The sequence below is a fragment of the Flavobacterium sp. LM5 genome, from assembly GCF_002017945.1.
GTDB classification, from domain to species: Bacteria; Bacteroidota; Bacteroidia; order Flavobacteriales; family Flavobacteriaceae; genus Flavobacterium; species Flavobacterium succinicans.
Window position 1 is genome coordinate 245037 of record NZ_MUFX01000003.1, and the last position, 19950, is coordinate 264986.

General features: G+C 37.1%; 18 protein-coding genes and 1 riboswitch. Of the genes, 1 reads left to right on the forward strand and 17 read right to left on the reverse strand.

What is annotated here, in order from left to right:
* Positions 1-37: 37 nt before the first annotated feature.
* From BXU11_RS11765 to BXU11_RS11780, 4 genes are all read right to left on the reverse strand, one after another.
* Positions 38-1183 (reverse strand): pyridoxal phosphate-dependent aminotransferase, encoded by a 1146-nt coding sequence (locus BXU11_RS11765; protein WP_078212666.1) that lies wholly within the window; start codon positions 1181-1183, stop codon positions 38-40.
* A gap of 37 nt (positions 1184-1220) precedes the next feature.
* Positions 1221-2066, reverse strand: coding sequence for a prephenate dehydratase (locus tag BXU11_RS11770; protein ID WP_078212667.1), 846 nt, complete (start codon positions 2064-2066; stop codon positions 1221-1223).
* Positions 2067-2409: 343 nt separating this feature from the next.
* The gene (locus BXU11_RS11775) at positions 2410-3336 is read right to left on the reverse strand and encodes a M28 family peptidase (RefSeq protein WP_078212668.1); all 927 of its coding nucleotides are present in this window, start codon (positions 3334-3336) and stop codon (positions 2410-2412) included.
* A 20-nt stretch (positions 3337-3356) separates the two neighbouring features.
* Positions 3357-4607, reverse strand: a complete 1251-nt coding sequence (locus tag BXU11_RS11780) for a dicarboxylate/amino acid:cation symporter (protein WP_078212669.1) — start codon at positions 4605-4607, stop codon at positions 3357-3359.
* Positions 4608-4773: 166 nt separating this feature from the next.
* Between BXU11_RS11780 and gldA the strand changes: the two genes are divergently transcribed.
* A complete protein-coding gene (gldA, locus tag BXU11_RS11785) occupies positions 4774-5670 on the forward strand; it encodes a gliding motility-associated ABC transporter ATP-binding subunit GldA (RefSeq protein ID WP_024981956.1) in 897 nt (298 codons plus the stop codon).
* Positions 5671-5759: 89 nt separating this feature from the next.
* Here gldA and BXU11_RS11790 read toward each other — a convergent pair whose 3' ends face one another.
* From BXU11_RS11790 to BXU11_RS11845, 13 genes are all read right to left on the reverse strand, one after another.
* Complete coding sequence (locus BXU11_RS11790; RefSeq protein ID WP_078212670.1) at positions 5760-6803, reverse strand: glycosyltransferase family 9 protein; 1044 nt, start codon at positions 6801-6803, stop codon at positions 5760-5762.
* 188 nt (positions 6804-6991) lie between these two features.
* Complete coding sequence (gene metF / locus BXU11_RS11795; protein WP_024981954.1) at positions 6992-7948, reverse strand: methylenetetrahydrofolate reductase [NAD(P)H]; 957 nt, start codon at positions 7946-7948, stop codon at positions 6992-6994.
* Between the two features lie 95 nt (positions 7949-8043).
* Positions 8044-10719 carry a methionine synthase gene (gene metH / locus BXU11_RS11800; protein WP_078212671.1) on the reverse strand — a complete coding sequence of 892 codons (2676 nt, stop codon included), beginning with the start codon at positions 10717-10719 and terminating at the stop codon, positions 8044-8046.
* Entirely contained in the window at positions 10655-10849 is a 195-nt protein-coding gene (locus BXU11_RS17865) for a hypothetical protein (RefSeq protein WP_155959420.1), read from the reverse strand. The genes metH and BXU11_RS17865 overlap by 65 nt, the downstream gene beginning before the upstream one ends.
* Before the next feature lie 221 nt (positions 10850-11070).
* Positions 11071-12255 carry a YhcG family protein gene (locus BXU11_RS11805; RefSeq protein WP_223253729.1) on the reverse strand — a complete coding sequence of 395 codons (1185 nt, stop codon included), beginning with the start codon at positions 12253-12255 and terminating at the stop codon, positions 11071-11073.
* A 105-nt stretch (positions 12256-12360) separates the two neighbouring features.
* Complete coding sequence (locus BXU11_RS11810) at positions 12361-12903, reverse strand: hypothetical protein (protein ID WP_078212672.1); 543 nt, start codon at positions 12901-12903, stop codon at positions 12361-12363.
* A 20-nt stretch (positions 12904-12923) separates the two neighbouring features.
* Complete coding sequence (locus BXU11_RS11815; RefSeq protein WP_078212673.1) at positions 12924-13925, reverse strand: homocysteine S-methyltransferase family protein; 1002 nt, start codon at positions 13923-13925, stop codon at positions 12924-12926.
* Between the two features lie 286 nt (positions 13926-14211).
* A riboswitch (SAM riboswitch) is annotated at positions 14212-14319 on the reverse strand.
* Positions 14320-14491: 172 nt separating this feature from the next.
* A complete protein-coding gene (locus tag BXU11_RS11820; protein ID WP_078212674.1) occupies positions 14492-14785 on the reverse strand; it encodes a plasmid stabilization protein in 294 nt (97 codons plus the stop codon).
* Complete coding sequence (locus BXU11_RS11825) at positions 14776-15000, reverse strand: hypothetical protein (protein WP_078212675.1); 225 nt, start codon at positions 14998-15000, stop codon at positions 14776-14778. The genes BXU11_RS11820 and BXU11_RS11825 overlap by 10 nt, the downstream gene beginning before the upstream one ends.
* A 136-nt stretch (positions 15001-15136) precedes the next feature.
* Complete coding sequence (locus BXU11_RS11830; protein ID WP_078212676.1) at positions 15137-16192, reverse strand: NAD(P)/FAD-dependent oxidoreductase; 1056 nt, start codon at positions 16190-16192, stop codon at positions 15137-15139.
* A 177-nt stretch (positions 16193-16369) separates the two neighbouring features.
* Entirely contained in the window at positions 16370-16951 is a 582-nt protein-coding gene (locus tag BXU11_RS11835) for a bifunctional precorrin-2 dehydrogenase/sirohydrochlorin ferrochelatase (protein ID WP_078212677.1), read from the reverse strand.
* Between the two features lie 45 nt (positions 16952-16996).
* Positions 16997-17827: a uroporphyrinogen-III C-methyltransferase gene (gene cobA, locus BXU11_RS11840; RefSeq protein ID WP_078212678.1), complete on the reverse strand. Its 831-nt coding sequence runs from the start codon at positions 17825-17827 to the stop codon at positions 16997-16999.
* 12 nt (positions 17828-17839) lie between these two features.
* Positions 17840-19930 (reverse strand): HEPN domain-containing protein, encoded by a 2091-nt coding sequence (locus BXU11_RS11845; protein ID WP_078212679.1) that lies wholly within the window; start codon positions 19928-19930, stop codon positions 17840-17842.
* Positions 19931-19950 lie beyond the last annotated feature (20 nt).

Consider the following 19950-nt stretch of genomic DNA (forward strand, 5'->3'; position numbering starts at 1 on the left):
ATAGGATGCCGCTACTATCAGGGCTAGGTATTATCTGCTAAAAACGACGAATCGCTTCTTCAATTTTTTCTTCTTTTACACACAAAGCAAATCGGATATAGCCTTCGCCATTCGAACCAAAAATAGTTCCTGGTGTAATAAAGATATATTTCTCATACAGTATCTTATCAATAAAATCCTCCGCCGATGTAATCCCTGCTGGAAGCTTCGCCCAAACAAACAATCCAACGCCTTCTTTGTACACCTCACAACCCAATTTCTCGGCTAATTCTTCGGTTAAAATTCTGCGTTTTGCGTAAATCGCATTCATTTCGTCGAACCAAGAAGCATCACTTTGCAAAGCTGCAATAGCCCCTTTTTGAATCCCGTAAAACATTCCGCTGTCCATATTACTTTTTACTTTCAATACCGCATCAATACAAGCCGCATTTCCAGAAACCATTCCTACACGCCATCCCGCCATATTGAATGTTTTGGACAACGAATTCAACTCCAATGCAACTTCTTTTGCCCCTTCCACTTGCAACAAACTCATAGGTTGGTCATTCAAAACAAAACTATACGGATTATCATTGACCAATAAAATGTTGTGTTTTTGTGCAAAAGCGACTAATTTTTCAAACAAAGCCAAATTCCCTCTGGCACCTGTAGGCATATGCGGATACCCAATCCACATCAATTTTACTTTAGACAAATCCATTTTTTCCAAAACCTCAAAATCTGGTTCCCAATTGGTGCTTTCTTTCAAATCATAGTACATTGGCACCGCACCTACTAAGTTAGTCACCGAAGTATACGTTGGATACCCTGGATTTGGAATCAAAACGCCATCACCTTCATTCAAAAACGCTAACGAAATGTGCATAATTCCTTCTTTGGAACCCATCAAAGGCAAAACTTCAGTGGTGCTATTTAGGGTTACTTGGTAATTGCGCTCATAAAAATCAGCCATCGCTTGTCTTAATTCAGGCAAACCTTGATAGCTTTGATACTGATGTGCATTTTCGTCTTGCATTGTAGCAGTCATTGCAGCAATAACAGCAGGAGCAGGTTTTAAATCTGGACTACCTATTCCCATATTGATTACAGGTTTTCCTTCGGCGGCCAATTGGCGTACTTCTCTCAACTTTGAGGAGAAGTAATATTCTTCAACTATCGCTAAACGTTGGGCTGTTGTTATCATTTTTTTAGCTTTATTCTAAATTGGAATTTGTTATTTTCTAGTTTGGAGATTCAAGTAATGGCTTTGTATTGGGATATTCTCCTAAAACCTTAAAATAATCTGCCATAATACTCACCAACGATTTGGCTTTGGCATAGTCTTCATACTTTTCAAAAGTCACATCGACGAAAAAAGAATACTTCCAAGGTGTTTCAATTTTTGGAAGCGACTGTATTTTGGTTAAATTCAATTTACAATCACTCATTACATTGAGCACAGCGGCCAAACTTCCTCGTTTATGATTTAACTCAAACTTGAGCGAAGCCCTGTTTATCTTATCTTCAGACGCGAATGAATTCTCTTTTTTGAGCATTACAAATCGAGTCATGTTATTTTTAATCGTCTGAATCGATGGCGCGATGATTTCCAATTCATACATTTCTGCAGCAGCAACACTAGCAATTGCCGCGATACCTTTGATTTGATTTTGATGAATTCTTCTAGCGGTTTCGGCTGTATCTTTATCCTCAACCAATTTGATATTGGGGTATTTTTTCAAAAAATCCATACATTGCAACAACGCCATAGGATGAGAATGTACTTCTTTGATGTCTTCTATCGATTGCCCGGGCAAAGCCATCAAATTTTGAAAAATATCCAGATAATGCTCCCCAATAATGTGCAAATTATTCTTATCAATCAATGCATAATTTGGGATAATTGGCCCAGCAATAGAATTTTCAATAGCCATTACCGCTTGATCACATTTACCACTCAACAAACTATCTACCAACTCCTCGAAAGATAAACATTCATCAACCTCAATATTTTGATAAAAATAATCTTGAGCCACTTGGTGGTGAAATGACCCTTTAATTCCCTGAATTCCAATTTTTGTTCTCATATAGTCAAAAAAAAATCCTGATTTTCATCAGGATTGTATCGTAGTTTTATTTGTATCTTTTTTACTTTCAAATAACCATAGCACAATCCTTACTTCTCAAAGAAGAAATAAAAAGTGTAGCTAAAATAAAAACGGTTGTTTGACATTTTGTTTATTTGTTTTTCTGAATAAATTCTTGACAAAGATAAAAACTTAATCCAAAGAACTAAAGAAAAATTACCGAAATGATTAACAAAAACGGATTTCTTTGTGAAATTAACTTTCAATTAACAATAACAAAAAAAAAGCCTTGCAAAACACCTGCTTTTTAACGATTATCCTAGTCCCCAAAGAGCTTGTTCATTTAATTTTTCATTTTTGGAACACGAGAAGGAGTATCTTTTCCACTGATTATAGTTTGTGAACTGATGGCAATCGACTTAATAATCTCCGTCATATTATTCATATCTAAAGTCCCCACTTCATCACTTAATTTATGATAATTCGGTTCAATATCCATTTTTGAAGTTGAAATAGTATGCGCTGGAACTCCTAAAGCAGCTAATCTTGCATTGTCTGAACGGTAAAACAATTGTTCTTGAGGGTACGGATCTTGATAAAAATTGAATCCTGAACCTACCAAATTCTTTTGCAAAATAGTTCCAAAATCAGAACGCTCGAATCCTGTAATATAAGCTGAGTTTTTACCCCATTTACTATCGGTTCCAATCATTTCGATATTGAACATTGCCACCACTTCGTCTGCATTGATGGAATTAGAGAAAAAAGCAGAACCATAACCACCCGTTTCTTCTCCTGTGAATGCTACAAAAACAAGTGTTCGTTCGTTGTCATTCTTTTGCTTAAAAAAGTCCGCCAAAGTAATTACAGCTGTGATGCCAGAAGCGTCATCATTCGCACCATTATAAATTTTATCATCTCCTGACTCTTTCAATCCTAAATGGTCGTAATGTCCAGAAAAAATAACATATTCATTAGGCTTTGATTTTCCAGGAATAATTCCAATTACATTATTGGCCTTTTTCCCTTTAATCAAAAAATCTTGACTATAAGATGTCAAATCTTTATAATGAGTCAATCCAATTCGTTTGAATTCTCCTTCGATAAAAGCCGATGCCTTTTCGATTCCTGGAGTAAACATCCCTCTTCCTTCCATAGCATCTGACGCCAATTCTGTTTCTATTCGAGTAACCTCGCTTTGCTGAATCCCATTTTGAGCATTAGCTATGAATCCAAAAAGGACCAACAATCCTAAACTAATTTTTTTCATTTTTATTTGTATGATTTGATTTAATTGATTTCATTTTCTCTTAAAAGCCATTTTTTACCTTCAACGATTCGCGTGACCATCATTGCCGAAATCAAATCGCCATTCGCATTGAGCAAAGTAGCAATGGGGTCGACTAGTGTTCCAATAATCATAGCTGCGGGCAAGGCTTGTTCCATTGGAAAACCATAAATGGTAATAGCTAAGATTTCTCCGATATAACCACCGTTTGGAATCCCTCCTTCCACTACTGATACAATAATTGTTATTCCAATAGCTGTTAGAATAGTGAATGGATCTGTGAAATCCTTACCAAAAATAGCAAAAATTACAGCTATTTTTACAATAGACGACATACTAGAACCGTCTTTATGCAAAGGCGCTCCCAAAGGAATTACCAAGTTTCGAATATAAGCAGGGATTTTCATTTGTTGAGCCCCTTCAAGATTGGCTGGAATTGTGGCAATACTACTGCAAGTTCCTATTGCTGTAAAGGAAGGCGTGATATTGTTTTTCCAAAACACTTTCACTCCTAATAGACCTCCCGAAAAAAAAGCATAGATAGTAAAGAATACTATGAAGTAAAAAGTACACATTCCATAATAAACGGCTAGTGGTTTCGCATAGGCACCAAAAAGCTGTGGTCCAAAAATCCCAACTTGATAAGCAAAATAGGCCCCAAGCCCAACAGGAGCTCCTTTCATAATGATTACCAACAACTGTTTCATCACCTCGTTCGCTGAATGCAAAAATCGAGCAAAATCCTTACCCTTTTCGCCAGCATTCAAAGTAGCAAAACCCATTAAAAAAGAAAAAAAGATCAAAGCTAACATGTTTTTACGAGACAAAATTTCATAAAAATCATTTACTGTAAGCAATTGTGTAATAGGTGAGCCCGTAGTGCTTTCATGAGCTGTAGCTAGAGAAGATTTTGCCAAAAAAACAGCCTGATCAAAAGGAAAAATAAAAATCCCAATAATCATTACTATGGCAGAAATTATTACCGTTACTAAAAACACAACCAAAACAACTCCGAAAAGTTTACCAAGCTTGTCGCTTTTTTGCAAATTAGCAATCGAGGAAGCTATAGTAAAAATTACCAATGGAATTATCGCTGTAAAAAGTAAATTAAGAAAAATATCACCCAACGGTTTTATTACCTCAACGTCTTTACCAAAAAGCAATCCAGCCAAACTACCAAGTACAATCCCACCCAAAAGCAATAGGATACTGCTGTAATTTTCTAAAAAAGAATTTGTTTTGTCTTCGCTCATAACTACAAGTTTGTAGTAAATATAGAAATCTTAGCGCATTGGCAGGACAAAAACTGAGATAAATTGATATTCAGCAAAAACAAAATCCCTCAATATTTTTTCATACTATCCAAAGAAACTTCCATAGCTTGGTTTTTCTGTTTACTTTTGCAACAAAATCATTCTTATGTCTATAGAAGTTACAAATTTATCAAAAAGCTATGGTGCTCAAAAAGCATTAGACTCGATTACTTTTTCTGTAAAAAAAGGAGAAATCGTTGGTTTTCTTGGTCCAAATGGCGCTGGAAAATCTACTTTGATGAAAATATTGACCACTTATCTAGCGGCAGATGAAGGCGTAGCGCTAGTAAATGATAAAAATGTTATTTCAGACACCAAAGAAGTACAAAAGATAATTGGTTATCTACCTGAGCACAATCCGTTGTATTTGGATTTGTATGTTAGAGAATATCTGGCTTTTAATGCCGATGTGTACAAAGTACCCTCCTCTCGTATTCAAGAAGTAATTGAATTAACAGGATTAACTCCCGAAAGTCATAAAAAAATAGGACAACTCTCCAAAGGATATCGTCAGCGTGTGGGATTAGCCAATGCCTTATTGCACAATCCAGAAGTACTCATTCTTGACGAGCCTACTACAGGTTTAGACCCGAATCAATTGGTTGAGATTCGAAATGTGATTAAAAACGTAGGGAAAGACAAAACCGTTTTTCTGTCTACTCATATTATGCAAGAAGTAGAAGCGATTTGTGACCGTGTCATTATTATTGATAAAGGGAAAATTGTAGCTGACAAAAAATTAGAAGTTTTGATTGCCGCCGACAAAGAACAAGTCATAGAAGTAGAATTTGATTTAAAAGTAACCGAAGACCAAATCAACTCCATTCCACATTTAAAATCATTCATCAAAAACAGTGATTATCTATGGGAACTGACCTTTTTGTCGAGTCAAGATATGCGTCCAACCGTATTCGATTTCGCTCACGACAATGGTTTAAAAACCTTGCAACTCAACCAGAAAAACAAAAATCTAGAAGCGGTATTTAGGGAAATTACGAAGTAGAGGTTAGTCCCTAGTGATTAGTAATTAGTGAATAGCAAAAAAACTAAGAACTAAGAACTAACTGCTAAGGACTAGTTACTATTCACTAATTATTCCAAGCTATCTTTTATCGCTTGAATCCAATCGTCAATTGTAGTTTCGTTGGTATTGATTGCGACACTTTTTGCACCGTAGGGTGCATATTTATCTGTTTTGGTAACCGAAAACAAACCTACTACTGGTAATTGAGCGGCACTAGCCAAATGCATCATTCCGCTATCAGCGCCCACAAAAACAGCTGTATTTTTAAAGAATGCTGTGATTTCTCTAATGTCTTTGCTGTAATAGGTTGGCGCAGCAAAATGTATTTGCGACACATTTTCTACAGGCAACACTTCCAAAATATTGTAGTCTGGAAATTCTTTTAAGATTCTTTCATAAAAAACGGCCCACCATTCCACCGAATAACATTTGGCTCCCGTGGCAAAAGTGAAAAGACAAATCGTTTTTTTAGTTGCTGGAACAATGGCATCCAAAAGCGCTTTCCCTTTAGCTACTTCTTCAGGACTTAATTGCAAAAGCAAATTAGGAATTGGTTTGCTCGGCACTTTCATTCCTACCGAAGCAAGAAAATGACGCAAATCATACACAGGATACTTTGCAATATGAGTATAGTCAGAAAATTGGCTAGAAAGGTCAGTTGCTTGTTCCCCAAAACATTTGAATTTTGCATTGACAAGCTGTATAGACAAACGACCTGATGAAGAATTTTTATCAGCATTGATGGCCAAATCGTACTTATTTTTCTTCAGTTTCAACCAGCCATTCATATAGTTTCCTAATTCATCAAAATGCTTTTTAGGCAAACGAATAATCTGATTTACATTTGTGAAATTTTCAAAAACAATAGGACCAAGATTCCCTTTTATAAAAACATCAATAGTTGCATTCGGGAAAAGATTTTGTACTTCTTGTACCAAAGGTGTAATTAGCAACAAGTTTCCTAAACGGTGATTGGGTCTCGAAATCAAGACTCTCTTTACTTGTTGGAGATCCATTGTTCCCTTATTGGTATTCGACGATCTTCCAAGATCTTTTATAAGAACTCTCATTAATTTTCGTCTAATTTTATTAATTTGTATTTTTAAGTTCATAAATACTGCTTTAATCTTTAGCTAAATCGCTTTAAATCAAATAAATATACAACTTTAAATCAACAATGTGTAAGAACAACAAAAAACCCACAGCTTTCCCAATTTCACTTTAGATTTATAACAAAAAAAATACCCGACAAGCCAAAAGCTCATCGAGTACTTCCAATTGAAATAATATAATCCTTTTATTAAAAAATCTGACTTGCGATTTGTCTAATGTTCTCTGATTTTCCCATAGAATAGTAATGCAAAACAGGAACTCCTGCAGTTTTTAATTCTATAGATTGTTGAATCGCCCATTCTATTCCAACTTGACGAATTTCGGCATTGTTTTTACATTTTTCTACCGCAGCAATTAAATCTTCTGGCAAATCGATACGGAAAATTTGTGGCAACACTTGCAAATGTCTTTCTACCGCAATAGGTTTTATCCCTGGAATAATCGGAACTGTAATGCCCATTTCTCTGGCTTTGGCTACAAATTCGAAATATTTAGCATTATCAAAAAACATTTGGGTAACGACATAATCCGCTCCTGCATCTACTTTTTCTTTAAGACGTTTCAAATCGGTTTGCAAAGAAGGGGATTCCAAATGCTTCTCAGGATAACCCGCTACACCAATACAAAAATCGGCTTTATTATCAATGTCCATTACTTCGTGCAAATACTTCCCTTGGTTCAATTGATAAATTTGGCTTACTAAATCGGAAGCATATTTATTACCTCCATTGGTTGGCACAAACGATTGTTCGTCTTTCATCGCATCACCACGCAAAGCCATCACATTGTCAATGCCTAAGTAATGACAATCCACCAACAAATATTCTGTTTCTTCTTTCGTAAAACCTCCGCAAAGTACGTGCGGCACCGTGTCAACATTGTATTTATGTTTGATAGAAGCACAAATACCCAAAGTTCCTGGACGCATTCTTGTCAACTTCTTTTCTAATAGCCCATTCCCTTTATTTACGTAGATAAACTCTTCACGAGAAGTGGTCACATCAATAAATGGTGGTTTGAACTCCATCAACGGATCGATGTTGTCATATAATTCCTGAATGCTTTTGCCTTTTTGTGGCGGAATAATTTCAAAAGAAAACAAGGTTTCTCCTTTGGCGTTTTCTATATGTTGTGTTACCTTCATTTTTCTTAGTTTGAAGTTTAAGGTTTAAGGTTTAAGGTTCTTTCGAACAACTTTAAACTTTAAACTTTAAACAAATTTTCAACTTTAAACTATTACTAATCAGCTATATTCGGATTCAACCATTTCATTGCTACATCGGTCGAAACATTTCTTCGTTTTGCGTAATCAATTACTTGGTCTTCTTTGATTTTACCTAGTCCGAAATACTTGCTCTCTGGATTTCCAAAATAGTAACCAGAAACGGATGAAGCTGGCCACATCGCCATACTTTCAGTTAAGGTTACTCCAATTTCTTCTTCAACGTTCAATAATTTCCAAATAGTCGGTTTCTCTAAATGGTCTGGACATGCTGGATATCCTGGTGCTGGACGGATTCCTTTATACGATTCTTCAATCAAGTCTTCTTTGCTTAACACCTCATCAGCAGCATATCCCCAAAATTCTTTACGCACTTTCTCGTGTAAATATTCGGCAAAAGCTTCTGCAAAACGGTCGGCCAACGCCTTCACCATAATCGAATTATAATCGTCTAATGCGGCTTCAAATTCGGCAGCCCATTCGTCTACTCCAAAACCAGTAGTCACACAAAAAGCTCCCATGTAATCCACTTTTCCACTATCTTTTGGCACAATAAAATCAGACAATGCAATGTTTGGCGCTCCTTTGGTTTTTTGAGCTTGCTGACGCAAAGTCAAGAATGTTTGTAATGGATTTCCGTTTTCATCTCTCAATTCGATATCATCATCATTGATTTGATTCGCAGGGAAAATTCCGTAAACGCCTTTTGCGGTTAACTTTTTCTCCTCCAAAATCACTTTCAACATCGCTTGTGCATCTGCAAAAACCGAAGTGGCTTGTTCACCCACAACTTCATCGGTTAAAATTGCAGGATACTTCCCGAATAACTCCCAAGTTCTGAAAAACGGCGTCCAATCGATATAAGGCACCAAAGTTTCTAAATCGACTTCTACGATTTGTTTGCCAATCACTTTAGGTTGTACTGGAGTAAAATTATCCCAATCCAATTGCAATTTATTTTTTCTGGCTTCCTCGATAGACAAGAAATTTTTATCTCGTGAACGATTCAAGAATGTTTCTCTAAAAGCATCGTATTCTGCACGAATATCGCTAGCATAAATTTTTCGGTTATGGTCCAATAAATTACCCGCTACGGTCACCGCTCTCGAAGCATCGTTTACGTGAATTACCGTTTCTCTGTATTGAGGCGCAATTTTAACCGCAGTATGCGCTCGCGAAGTAGTGGCTCCACCAATCATTACAGGGATTTTCATATTGCGTTTGTCCAGCTCTTTCGCCAAATACACCATTTCATCCAATGACGGCGTAATCAATCCGCTCAATCCAATAATATCTACCTCGTGCTCAATAGCTGCAGCAATAATTTTTTCTGGAGGCACCATCACACCCAAATCGACTATCTCATAATTATTACAAGCCAATACTACAGAAACAATATTTTTTCCAATATCGTGAACATCACCTTTTACAGTGGCCATCAATATTTTTCCGTTTCCAGATTTGTCTCCAACTTGCTTGGCCGCTTCAATGTACGGAAGTAGATAAGCCACTGCTTTTTTCATCACACGTGCCGATTTTACCACTTGTGGCAAAAACATTTTTCCAGAACCAAACAAATCTCCAACGACATTCATCCCCGTCATCAAGTTGATTTCGATTACTTCGATGGGCTTTTCGGCGGCCAAACGTGCCTCTTCTACATCAATTTCTATAAACGCATCCACTCCTTTTACCAAAGAGTGCGTGATTCTTTCCTGTACGGTTCCATTACGCCATTCTTGTATTACCGCTTCATTTGTTTTGGAACCGTCTCCTTTTACATTTTCTGCAAAGTCCAACAAACGCTCTGTAGCATCATCGCGTCTGTCCAGAATCACATCTTCAACGTATTCTAATAAATCTTTTGGAATCTCATCGTAAATCGACAACATTTCTGGGTTTACAATTCCCATCGTCATTCCGTTTTGAATCGCGTGGTACAAGAAAACCGAGTGCATCGCCTCTCTCACCACATCATTTCCTCTAAACGAAAACGACACATTACTCACCCCACCACTAATGTGTGCGTGCGGTAAATTTTCGCGAACCCATTTGGTTCCTCTAAAGAAATCCAAAGCATTCAAGCGGTGTTCTTCCATCCCTGTCGCAACGGGAAAAATATTCAAATCGAAGATGATATCTTGTGGAGGGAATCCAATTCCTAACAAAATATCATAGGAACGTTGACAAATTTCGATACGTCTTTCATAATTATCGGCCTGACCTACTTCGTCAAAAGCCATCACAATCACCGCCGCACCATAACGTTTGATTAAGTTTGCGTGATGAATGAATCGCTCCTCGCCTTCTTTCAATGAAATCGAATTCACGACACATTTCCCCTGCACCACTTTCAATCCCGCCTCAATGATTTCCCATTTCGAGCTGTCAATCATAATTGGCACACGCGAAATATCCGGTTCAGCCGCAATCAAATTCAGGAATTTGGTCATAGCATATTCGCCATCCAACATCCCTTCGTCCATATTGATATCGATAATCTGCGCGCCACCTTCTACTTGTTGGCGTGCTATATCCAGCGCCTCATCGTATTTCTCTTCCTTTATCAATCGAAGAAATTTTCGCGAACCCGTCACATTGGTTCGTTCCCCCACATTCACAAATACGCTATCGGGCGTGATGATTAAGGGTTCCAATCCAGATAATACTAGGTTTCTTCTTTTTTCTGCCATTTCTTTCTATTTTCAACGGAATAAATTCCGTCGCTACATTATTTATCGTTTCTTTATCCAACGGATTAAAATCCGTTGCTACAAAATAAGTCGTTCCTATGGAACTTTTTCTGATCGTCTTGCTTGTCATTACAAGGAGTCAAGCAAAATCCTTATTATTTTCTATCCTACATGATTTACAAAATCTTATAGATACTATGCTTAATTCTTTGGGCGTGTCCCAAGGGCCGGGCTATCCGTTCCCGCTTTTTTTCTTGATAAAAAAAATCAAGAAAAAAGAGCTCCACTACTATCCCTCACGCAAAAGTGCTAAACGACCACTTTCTTTTTTTATCAATTTTATTTTCTTCATTACAACAAGGATTTCAACGTTTCCGTATCTGGCAGAATATTTCTATAAGCTTCTGGCAAATCATTATATGTTTTATACGTTACTACTCCCATTGGTTTCGAGGTATCTCGGAATGCAAATTCTACTATTTTATTGTTCTTTTCTTTGCAAAGAATAATTCCAATGGACGGGTTTTCGTGTGGCTGTTTCACCATTTCGTCCAATGCCGAAAGATAGAGATTCATTTTACCAACATATTCCGCTTTAAACTTCCCCTTTTTCAATTCTATAGCTACTAAACTTTGAATTTTTCGGTTAAAAAATAGCAAGTCTATAAAATACTCTTCGTCCTCAATAAGCAATCGGTGCTGATTCCCAATAAAACTAAATTCAGACCCCAAAGCCATTATGAATTTTTTGATATTCTGCACAATGGCATTTTCCAAAACACGTTCGTTTGGTTCTTCATCGGCATCTTCAATATTGATAAAATCCAACAACATTTCATCTTTAAAAGCCATCAATGCTTTTTGCCTAAAAGCATTTTCAGATAAAGTGCTTTGAAAATTATGCGCCAATTTTCCTTGTCTTTGATACAAATCCGACTTTAAATGATGTTTTAAAGTCGTGTTGTTCCAAAATTCAGTGGCTGTTTTTTGGATATAAAACACACGTTCTTCTATGCCCTCGGTATTATTTATTATAGCAATATGATGCGTAAAACCGATTTTTAAAAACATAGTATTAAACTCATTTTGTAATTCGTCAGTTGGCAACTGACGAATTACAAAACTATTATTCAAATCGCCAGTTGCCAACTGACGATTTTGGTTTTTCAATTCGGCAGACGGCAACTGCCGATTTAATTCTTCTTCCGAAAATTGAAATAAAGGTTCTTTTTCGTCTATCAAAAATGGCTGCATAAACTCCCAACCCTCATAAAAAAGACGCATATTCTTTATATTAGTTGCCGAAAAACCTCTCAAACCGTGAAGCTCTTGTTGCAACAAACTCGAAATACTATCAATGGCTCCCTTTCCCCAATTTTTGTTTCGGCTATGAAAAGATACATATTGCCCAATCCCAAAATACAATTTCAATAATTCGGCATTAGCAAGCGCAGCAGCCTCGTAACGACTTCTCAAAATCGCTTTCTTTATTTGCTGTACCTCTATTACATAATTATTTCCTTCTTGCATTTTCATTTATTATCTTCTATTAATCCACAACGGAATAAATTTTGTTTCTGCAATTATGTTTCATTTCTACACCCAACGGATTAAAATCCGTTGCTACAAAATGGGGCGTTCCTATGGAATTTTTATACTGTTTTCAGGAGCAACTTCTTTAAGACTTTGGAGCATTTCTCTTATATTATTTCTTGCCGAATTTTCATTTGCCAATCGCAATCTTTTAGTTCCATATAAAGCATCCGAGAAAGTAGCACTTCCAGATTGACTAATCTTTTTGGTAAAAATCAACTTGCTGTTATCATACAAATTGTACTCTATCACAGTATTAACAGTCAAGTTAAATCCCATTGGCCTACTTACAGAAATCAGATTAACTTCAAGTACCCAATCACCATCGGAAATAGAATCAATTTTTCCAAAGGCATTAGATTCAAGAATCGATTTTTTTAATGCTTCTTCAAAATTATTATTCGTGATATTAGAAACCCACAATGGATTTGTCTTTTTTCCACCCCTGACAGATTTAATAAAAAGCTTATCTCCAGTCTGTTTTTCAACTTTATAATCTTTAACAGTCATACCTTCTATAGTTGCACTGGTAGCACATCTACTCAAAAAAAGAGAAACAATAACTATTAAAACTAAATATTTTAATTTCATTTATTTATCAATAAAAATTATCACATCACCGCCGTTGAAACCCTCGGCTTATACTCCTTAGCGATATCGGCGATTAATTTGATGTGTTCTGGGGTGGTGCCGCAGCAGCCTCCTATGATGTTGATTAAATTGTCTTCTAAATAAGAACGGATTTGCGCTTGCATTTCTTCAGGTGTTTCGTCGTATTCTCCAAAGGCGTTTGGCAAACCTGCATTAGGATGCGCTGAAATATTGAAAGAAGTATTATGCGACAAGGTTTGCAAATAAGGCTTGAGCAAATCGGCACCCAATGCGCAATTGAATCCTACACTCAACAACGGAATATGCGAAACCGAAATCAAGAAAGCCTCAACGGTTTGTCCAGAAAGGGTTCTTCCTGAAGCATCGGTGATGGTTCCAGAAACCATAATAGGCACATCGATGTTGCGTTCTTCTTTGACTTCTTCGATGGCAAAAAGTGCGGCTTTGGCATTCAAGGTATCGAAAATAGTTTCGACCAAAAGAATGTCAGAACCACCATCCAACAAGGCTTCGACTTGTTGTTTGTAAGCGATGCGTAAATCATCAAAAGTTACGGCGCGGTATCCTGGGTCATTCACATCGGGCGACATACTTGCAGTTCTGTTCGTGGGTCCGATGGAACCCGCTACAAAACGCGGTTGGTCTGGATTTTTTGCGGTGAATTCATCGGCTACTTCTCGGGCTAGTTTAGCGGATTCGTAGTTGAGTTCGTATACCAAATCCTCCAAATGATAATCGGCCATTCCGATGGTGGTTCCTGAGAAGGTGTTGGTTTCTACAATATCGGCTCCAGCCTCAAAATAGGCGGCGTGCACGGCTTTGATGGCCTGTGGTTGCGTGAGAGACAATAAATCATTGTTCCCTTTTAACGGATGCGGAAAATCTTTGAATCGTTCGCCACGAAAATCTTCTTCGGAGAAATTGTAGCGTTGCAACATTGTTCCCATCGCTCCGTCGAGCACGAGAATTCTTTTTTTAATTTCTTCTTGTATTGTTGACATACTTTATTTTAGACCGCTAAGGCGCAAGGGCGCAAAGCTTTTTTTAATTTATAGTTTCTATTATTTCTCCTTTTTGAAGAAATACATTGTTTTTTTGTTTCTAAATAAGCCTATTGCCAACTCTTTAGCCCCGATAGCAACGACATCCTTTTATGCTGGTGTTCAGCATAAAAGATATAGTGGATAGCGGGAACGTTGATGCCAAAAAAGCGGCAATGATGCGCTCATTCAATTATTTAAAAATGTATCGGGAAAGGGGTTTGAAAAAATACGAGACTGTATTTTGTTGTTATCTATCCGCGCTATGCTTGGTAGAATGTAGCACCTTCTTTAAAAAAGTAAAGGGTTGCTAAGGTTTCATCGGGTCTTTTCCCTCCGCCTTTCGTGATAACTTTCAATAAAAATAGGAACGGTGCAAAGTAACGACATAACGCTAACAATTGCAAGTGTTTTTTTAGAAGTTTAAAAGTTTAAAAGTTTAAAAAAAGGTTTAAAGTTGTTTAAGATTGTCGTCGTATGGACGCTTCACTCAAACTTTCAAACAATTTAAACCTTTTTAAACTACTTTAATACTTAGGCTTTTTCTTTGTCCCTCTGTAATTAATAATTTCAATTCGTTTTAATCGGGTATTAATTCGGTAAACCAGATAGTTATTTTTATCTATAATTGCTTTGTGTAAAAGTGGGTGGGTTGTAGATTTTGGAAATAATTCAGGGTAAAGAATAATTAAACTTGTAACGTGTTTTATTTTTTCTTCCAATTGCAAAATTTCTTTTGTAGACCAAAATTTGTCTAAATAAACAAGGACGCTTTCTAAACCCTTCTCTGCCTGTGGAGTCCATAGAAGACTTAATGCCATTTTGCAAATTTATCCATAATAGTTGTATGGCTTACTAAATCATTATTTTCGGCTTGGGAAATGCCAATTTCAATTTCTTCTTTTTCTTTTACAGACAAATCACTGTACCAATCCTTTTTACTAGCCTTTACCAACAGTTCCAGTTTTTCCATAAGATCCTCATCTACAGTAGATAGTTCTTGAATGAAATTGTATTTTCTTGTGGCTAAATTCATAAATGAATTAATTATAATTTCTCACAAAGATATAAATAAAAAAGCTCAAACTATAGAACAAGTTTGAGCTTTAGTATTTAAAATCTTAGATTTCTATCTTGATATCATCAATTGGTAAAAAACTTAGTATCTAAGATTAAACGATCGCTTTCACTACTGCTTTTGGCGCTTCTTTACGGGTTCCGTCGAATCCGTCAACACCGGAAACGGTGGTGTATTTCATCACATATTTTTTACCTGGATTGATAATTTGGTAAGCCGCTTGACACATTAACGTGGCTTCGTGGAATCCGCAAAGAATCAATTTTAATTTTCCTGGATAAGTATTTACGTCTCCAATGGCGAAAATCCCAGGAATGTTGGTTTGATAATCTAAAGCATTGTTTACTTTGATGGCGTTTTTTTCGATTTCTAATCCCCAATCGGCAATAGGTCCTAATTTTGGCGTAAGACCGAAAAGTGGAATAAAATAATCGGTAGCGATGGTTTGCTTAGCGCCTTTATCGTCCTCAACTACTACAGATTCGATATGCTCGGCACCATTTAAGCCTACTACTTCGCCTGGTGTTATCAATCTGATTTTTCCAGCAGATTTTAATTCTTGTACTTTTTCTACAGAATCTAATGCGCCGCGGAATTCGTTACGACGGTGAATCAAAGTTACCTCTGATGCTACATTCGACAAGAAAATACTCCAGTCTAAAGCAGAATCTCCACCACCAGCAATCACCACTCTCTTATCACGGAATTTTTCAGGATTTTTGATAAAGTATTTGATTCCTTTGTCTTCATAAAACTCAATGTCTTCAATCAAAGGTTTTCTTGGTTCAAAACTTCCTAAGCCTCCTGCAATAGCAATAACTGGAGCGTGGAATTTTTTCCCTTTATTAGAGGTTACAATAAAGCTACCATCTTCTTGTTTTTCGATGGTTTCTGCACGTTCTCCAAGGGTAAATCCAGGCTCGAATTGCTTGATTTGCTCCATTAAATTATCCACCAAATCTCCAGCTAATACTTCTGGAAATCCTGGAATATCATAAATAGGTTTCTTAGGATACAATTCTGATAATTGTCCGCCTGGCTGTGGCAAGGCATCCAAAATATGACATTTTAATTTTAATAATCCTGCTTCGAAAACGGCGAAAAGCCCTGTTGGTCCTGCTCCTATTATTAATATATCTGTTTTAACCATCTTTTTTTATTTATACTTATTACTTCTTTTTTTTCATTTTGTACGGACAGGTTGGACCTATCCCTACGGTGTTCAAATAAACGATTAATTCATTTGAGGATTCGTGATAAATATCACTTGGGTATTTTTTTTATTGTAATGAAGGACAGGTCGCGACCTGTCCCTACGGTACGCGTATTATTTATTATTTTTTAATGCCTCGGTGATTTCGTTCATTCGCTGCACCTTTTCTTCAAAATTTCCTTTCAACGTTTTGCGATATTCATTCAAGTTTTCTACCATTTTATTCACATCTTCTGGAATAACCTCTTCAAAAAATTCACGCAATCGCTTGGCGGTTGTCGGTGATTTGCCGTTGGTTGAAATGGCGATTTTCACATTGCCTTTGGTCACAATTCCGCCCAAATAATAATCGCATAAATCGGGTGTATCGGCAATATTACAAATCAAATAACGCTTTCTGGATAAATCATACACGCGTTTGTTCACCTTCAAATCATCGGTGCAAGCTATTACTAAATTACGCTTGCGAAGCATCCAACGATTGAATTTCTTTGGCGTCAATTTTACTGAAGGATGTTTTTCAGCCAAAGCTTCCAACTCGGGAAGAAATCGCGGCGCCACCACTTCGACATTCGCATTTGGGCTTGATTTCAACATAAAAGATAACTTTTCTAAACCCACATTTCCGCCACCTACAATCAAAATATTTAATTGATGTAGTTTTAAAAATACGGGATATAATTCGTTTCTTTCCATTGTTTATTTTTTTGGGTCAGATTAAAACCTGACGGTTTTGTTTATTTAGGTCAGGTCACGACCTGACGCTACGATAAATTCTTCGTAAAATCCTTTTAACTTGTTGCTTTCTTTTACCACTTCGCCAATTACAATGATGGCGGGATTGCTCAAATTATGTGCCGCTACAACAGCTTCTATCGTATCAATCGTTCCTACTCCAATTCTTTCTTCAGGAGTCGTTCCGTTTTGAATGATGGCAATCGGCGTTTCACCTTTGCTTTCCTCTTGAAACAGGGCAACAATTTGCGCCAATTTACTCATTCCCATTAAAATCACCACCGTTGCCGTTGATTTGGCTGCTAGCTGAACATCATCTGATAATTTTCTTGCCGATGTTGTGCCAGTAATTACCCAAAAGCTCTCTGAAACACCACGTTTTGTCAACGAAATCCCTTGATAAGCAGGAACTGCAATTGATGATGAAATACCTGGAACGACAAAGGTAGGAATTCCAAAGCTTTCAGCGTGCTCAATTTCTTCACTTCCACGTCCAAAAATAAAAGGGTCACCTCCTTTTAATCGAACAACGTGACCGTAAGTCAAGGCATTATCAACAATTAACTGATTGATTTGCTCCTGTGAATAGGCGTGACTTCCTTTGCGTTTGCCTACAAATATCTTGATTGAAGATTTTGGCGCAAACTCCATTAACTCTTCGTTAGCCAAAGCATCATACAAAACGACATCGGCTTCAGCCAAAGCTTTTACCCCTTTTATAGTCAAAAGGTCTGGGTCACCTGGGCCTGCACCTACTAAAGTAACTTTAGGAGCCCCACCCCGGCCCGGCCCAAAAGGGAGGGAGGAAGAATTGGTACTTGTTATTTTATAGCTCATACGCTTCCGCTTTTATGCTTTTGATAAATCTAGTGCTCTGTATGTTTCAATCGTTTCAAAAAACGCAGTTGCTGTCGCAATGTATTCTTTGGCAAAAGTTTCAGATGGTTCGTTTTCTCTTATTTTATAAACCAATTCTTTAAAAGAAGTGGCTAATTGTATTTTATTCGTTTCAACAAAAACGGTATCAAACAAATCGATGATTCCTGCGTGATGATTTGTTTTTTGGTTTTCGGCTAATAACAAAGCTTTGGCTCCATTTACAAATCCAGCATAAGCTAAATAAATCGCATCCGACCATTTTTTATCCTCGAAAGCTTCTTGTGCAAACGTCAATTTGTCTTTGGCTTCGTACAACAAAGTCGCAACTAAATCAATTACCACTCCCGCACATTCGCCCACTCCAACTGCTTTCACATAATTATCGGCGTTGCCCCAATCTACAAAATCAGCTTCGGTTAAATTGGTCACATCGGCTAAGGGTTTCAAAAATTCATAGAAATATTTCTCGCCTTTAGCATCGTAATAGTTTAAAAATGACTGACCGTTGGCATTGGCTTCAAAATCATTCAAAATCAATCGCAAGGCTTCTGGGCCACGACGACTTGGGATTTTGATTACTTTATCAGAAAAACGTCCTTGTCCGTTTCCTAAATTTCCTCCACCTAACAATACTTGTAAAGCTGGTGCTACCAATTTACCCGCATTGATAGACATTCCTTGGAAACCAATTTCGGCCATATTGTGTTGCCCACAAGCGTTCATACAACCACTAATCTTGATAGTGATTTCGTTTGAATTGGCATAGTGTGGATATTCTGTCGCCAAAACTCTTTCTAATTCTACTGCAATTCCAGTACTACTCGCGATTCCTAAATTACAAGTATCGGTTCCAGGACAAGCGGTAATATCTGCGGTGCTATTGTATCCTAAGGCAACAAAATCTAATTTGGCTAATTCTTGATAGAAGAAAGGCAGCGCTTCTTCTTTTATATGACGAATTAAAATATCTTGACGCAACGTAAAACGCAATTCGTTGGTTGCATAATTTTTGATTAAATCAGCCAATTGTCGGGCTTTGTCAATATAAAAATCGCCAAGAGCTACTTTGATTCCGATAGCGACATAACCCGCTTGTTTCTGCGGAATAACATTGGCTTTTTTCCAAGCTTCGAAGGCAGCAACATCATCAATCACTACTTGTGGAGCATCCAATATTGGCGTTGGAATGGCTTTTTCAAAAGGAGTTGTATCAATTTCAACTACTTGATGTGAAAGGGCTTTTTTCTCTTCTTCGACCAAACGCAAAAATTCTTCTTTTCCGATTTCTTTAACCAAAAACTTCATTCTCGCTTTCAATCGTTTGGCTCTTTCGCCGTGACGGTCAAAAATTCTCAATATTCCTTCTGTGGTTGGAATGATTTGATTGGCAGGAATGAATTCAGACAATAATTCGGCGTGACTAGGTTGTGACCCTAAACCACCTCCAAACAATACTTTAAATCCTTTTTGACCATCGACAATCTTTGGAATAAATCCTAAATCGTGCAAATAGCTTAAAGCGGTATCTTTATCAGAAGAAGAAAAAGACATTTTGAATTTACGTCCCATTTCCTGACACACTGGATTTCTCAAGAAAAATTCAAATAGTGCGTGTGCATATGGAGACACATCGAAAGGTTCGTCTGGGTCGATACCAGCAGTTTCACTTGCTGTAATATTTCTAACAGTATTCCCGCAAGCTTCTCTTAAGGTAACATCATCTTTCTCTAACTCGGCCCAAAGTTGTGGTGTTCTATCTAAACTCACATAGTGAATTTGGATATCCTGACGCGTAGTAATGTGCAAACGTCCCGTAGAATATTCTTCAGAAACTTTACAAATACGATGCAATTGTTCGCTTGTCACTTTACCAAAAGGCAATTTGATACGAATCATTTGCACGCCTTCTTGACGTTGCCCATATACACCTCTTGCTAAACGAAGAGAACGAAAACGTTCGTCATCGATTTTTCCATCGCGGAATAAAGCAATTTTTCTTTCTAAATCGATTATATCCTTTTGGACAATCGGATTCTCTATTTCGGTTCTAAAACTTTGCATTTTTTAAGCTTTTGGCTAAT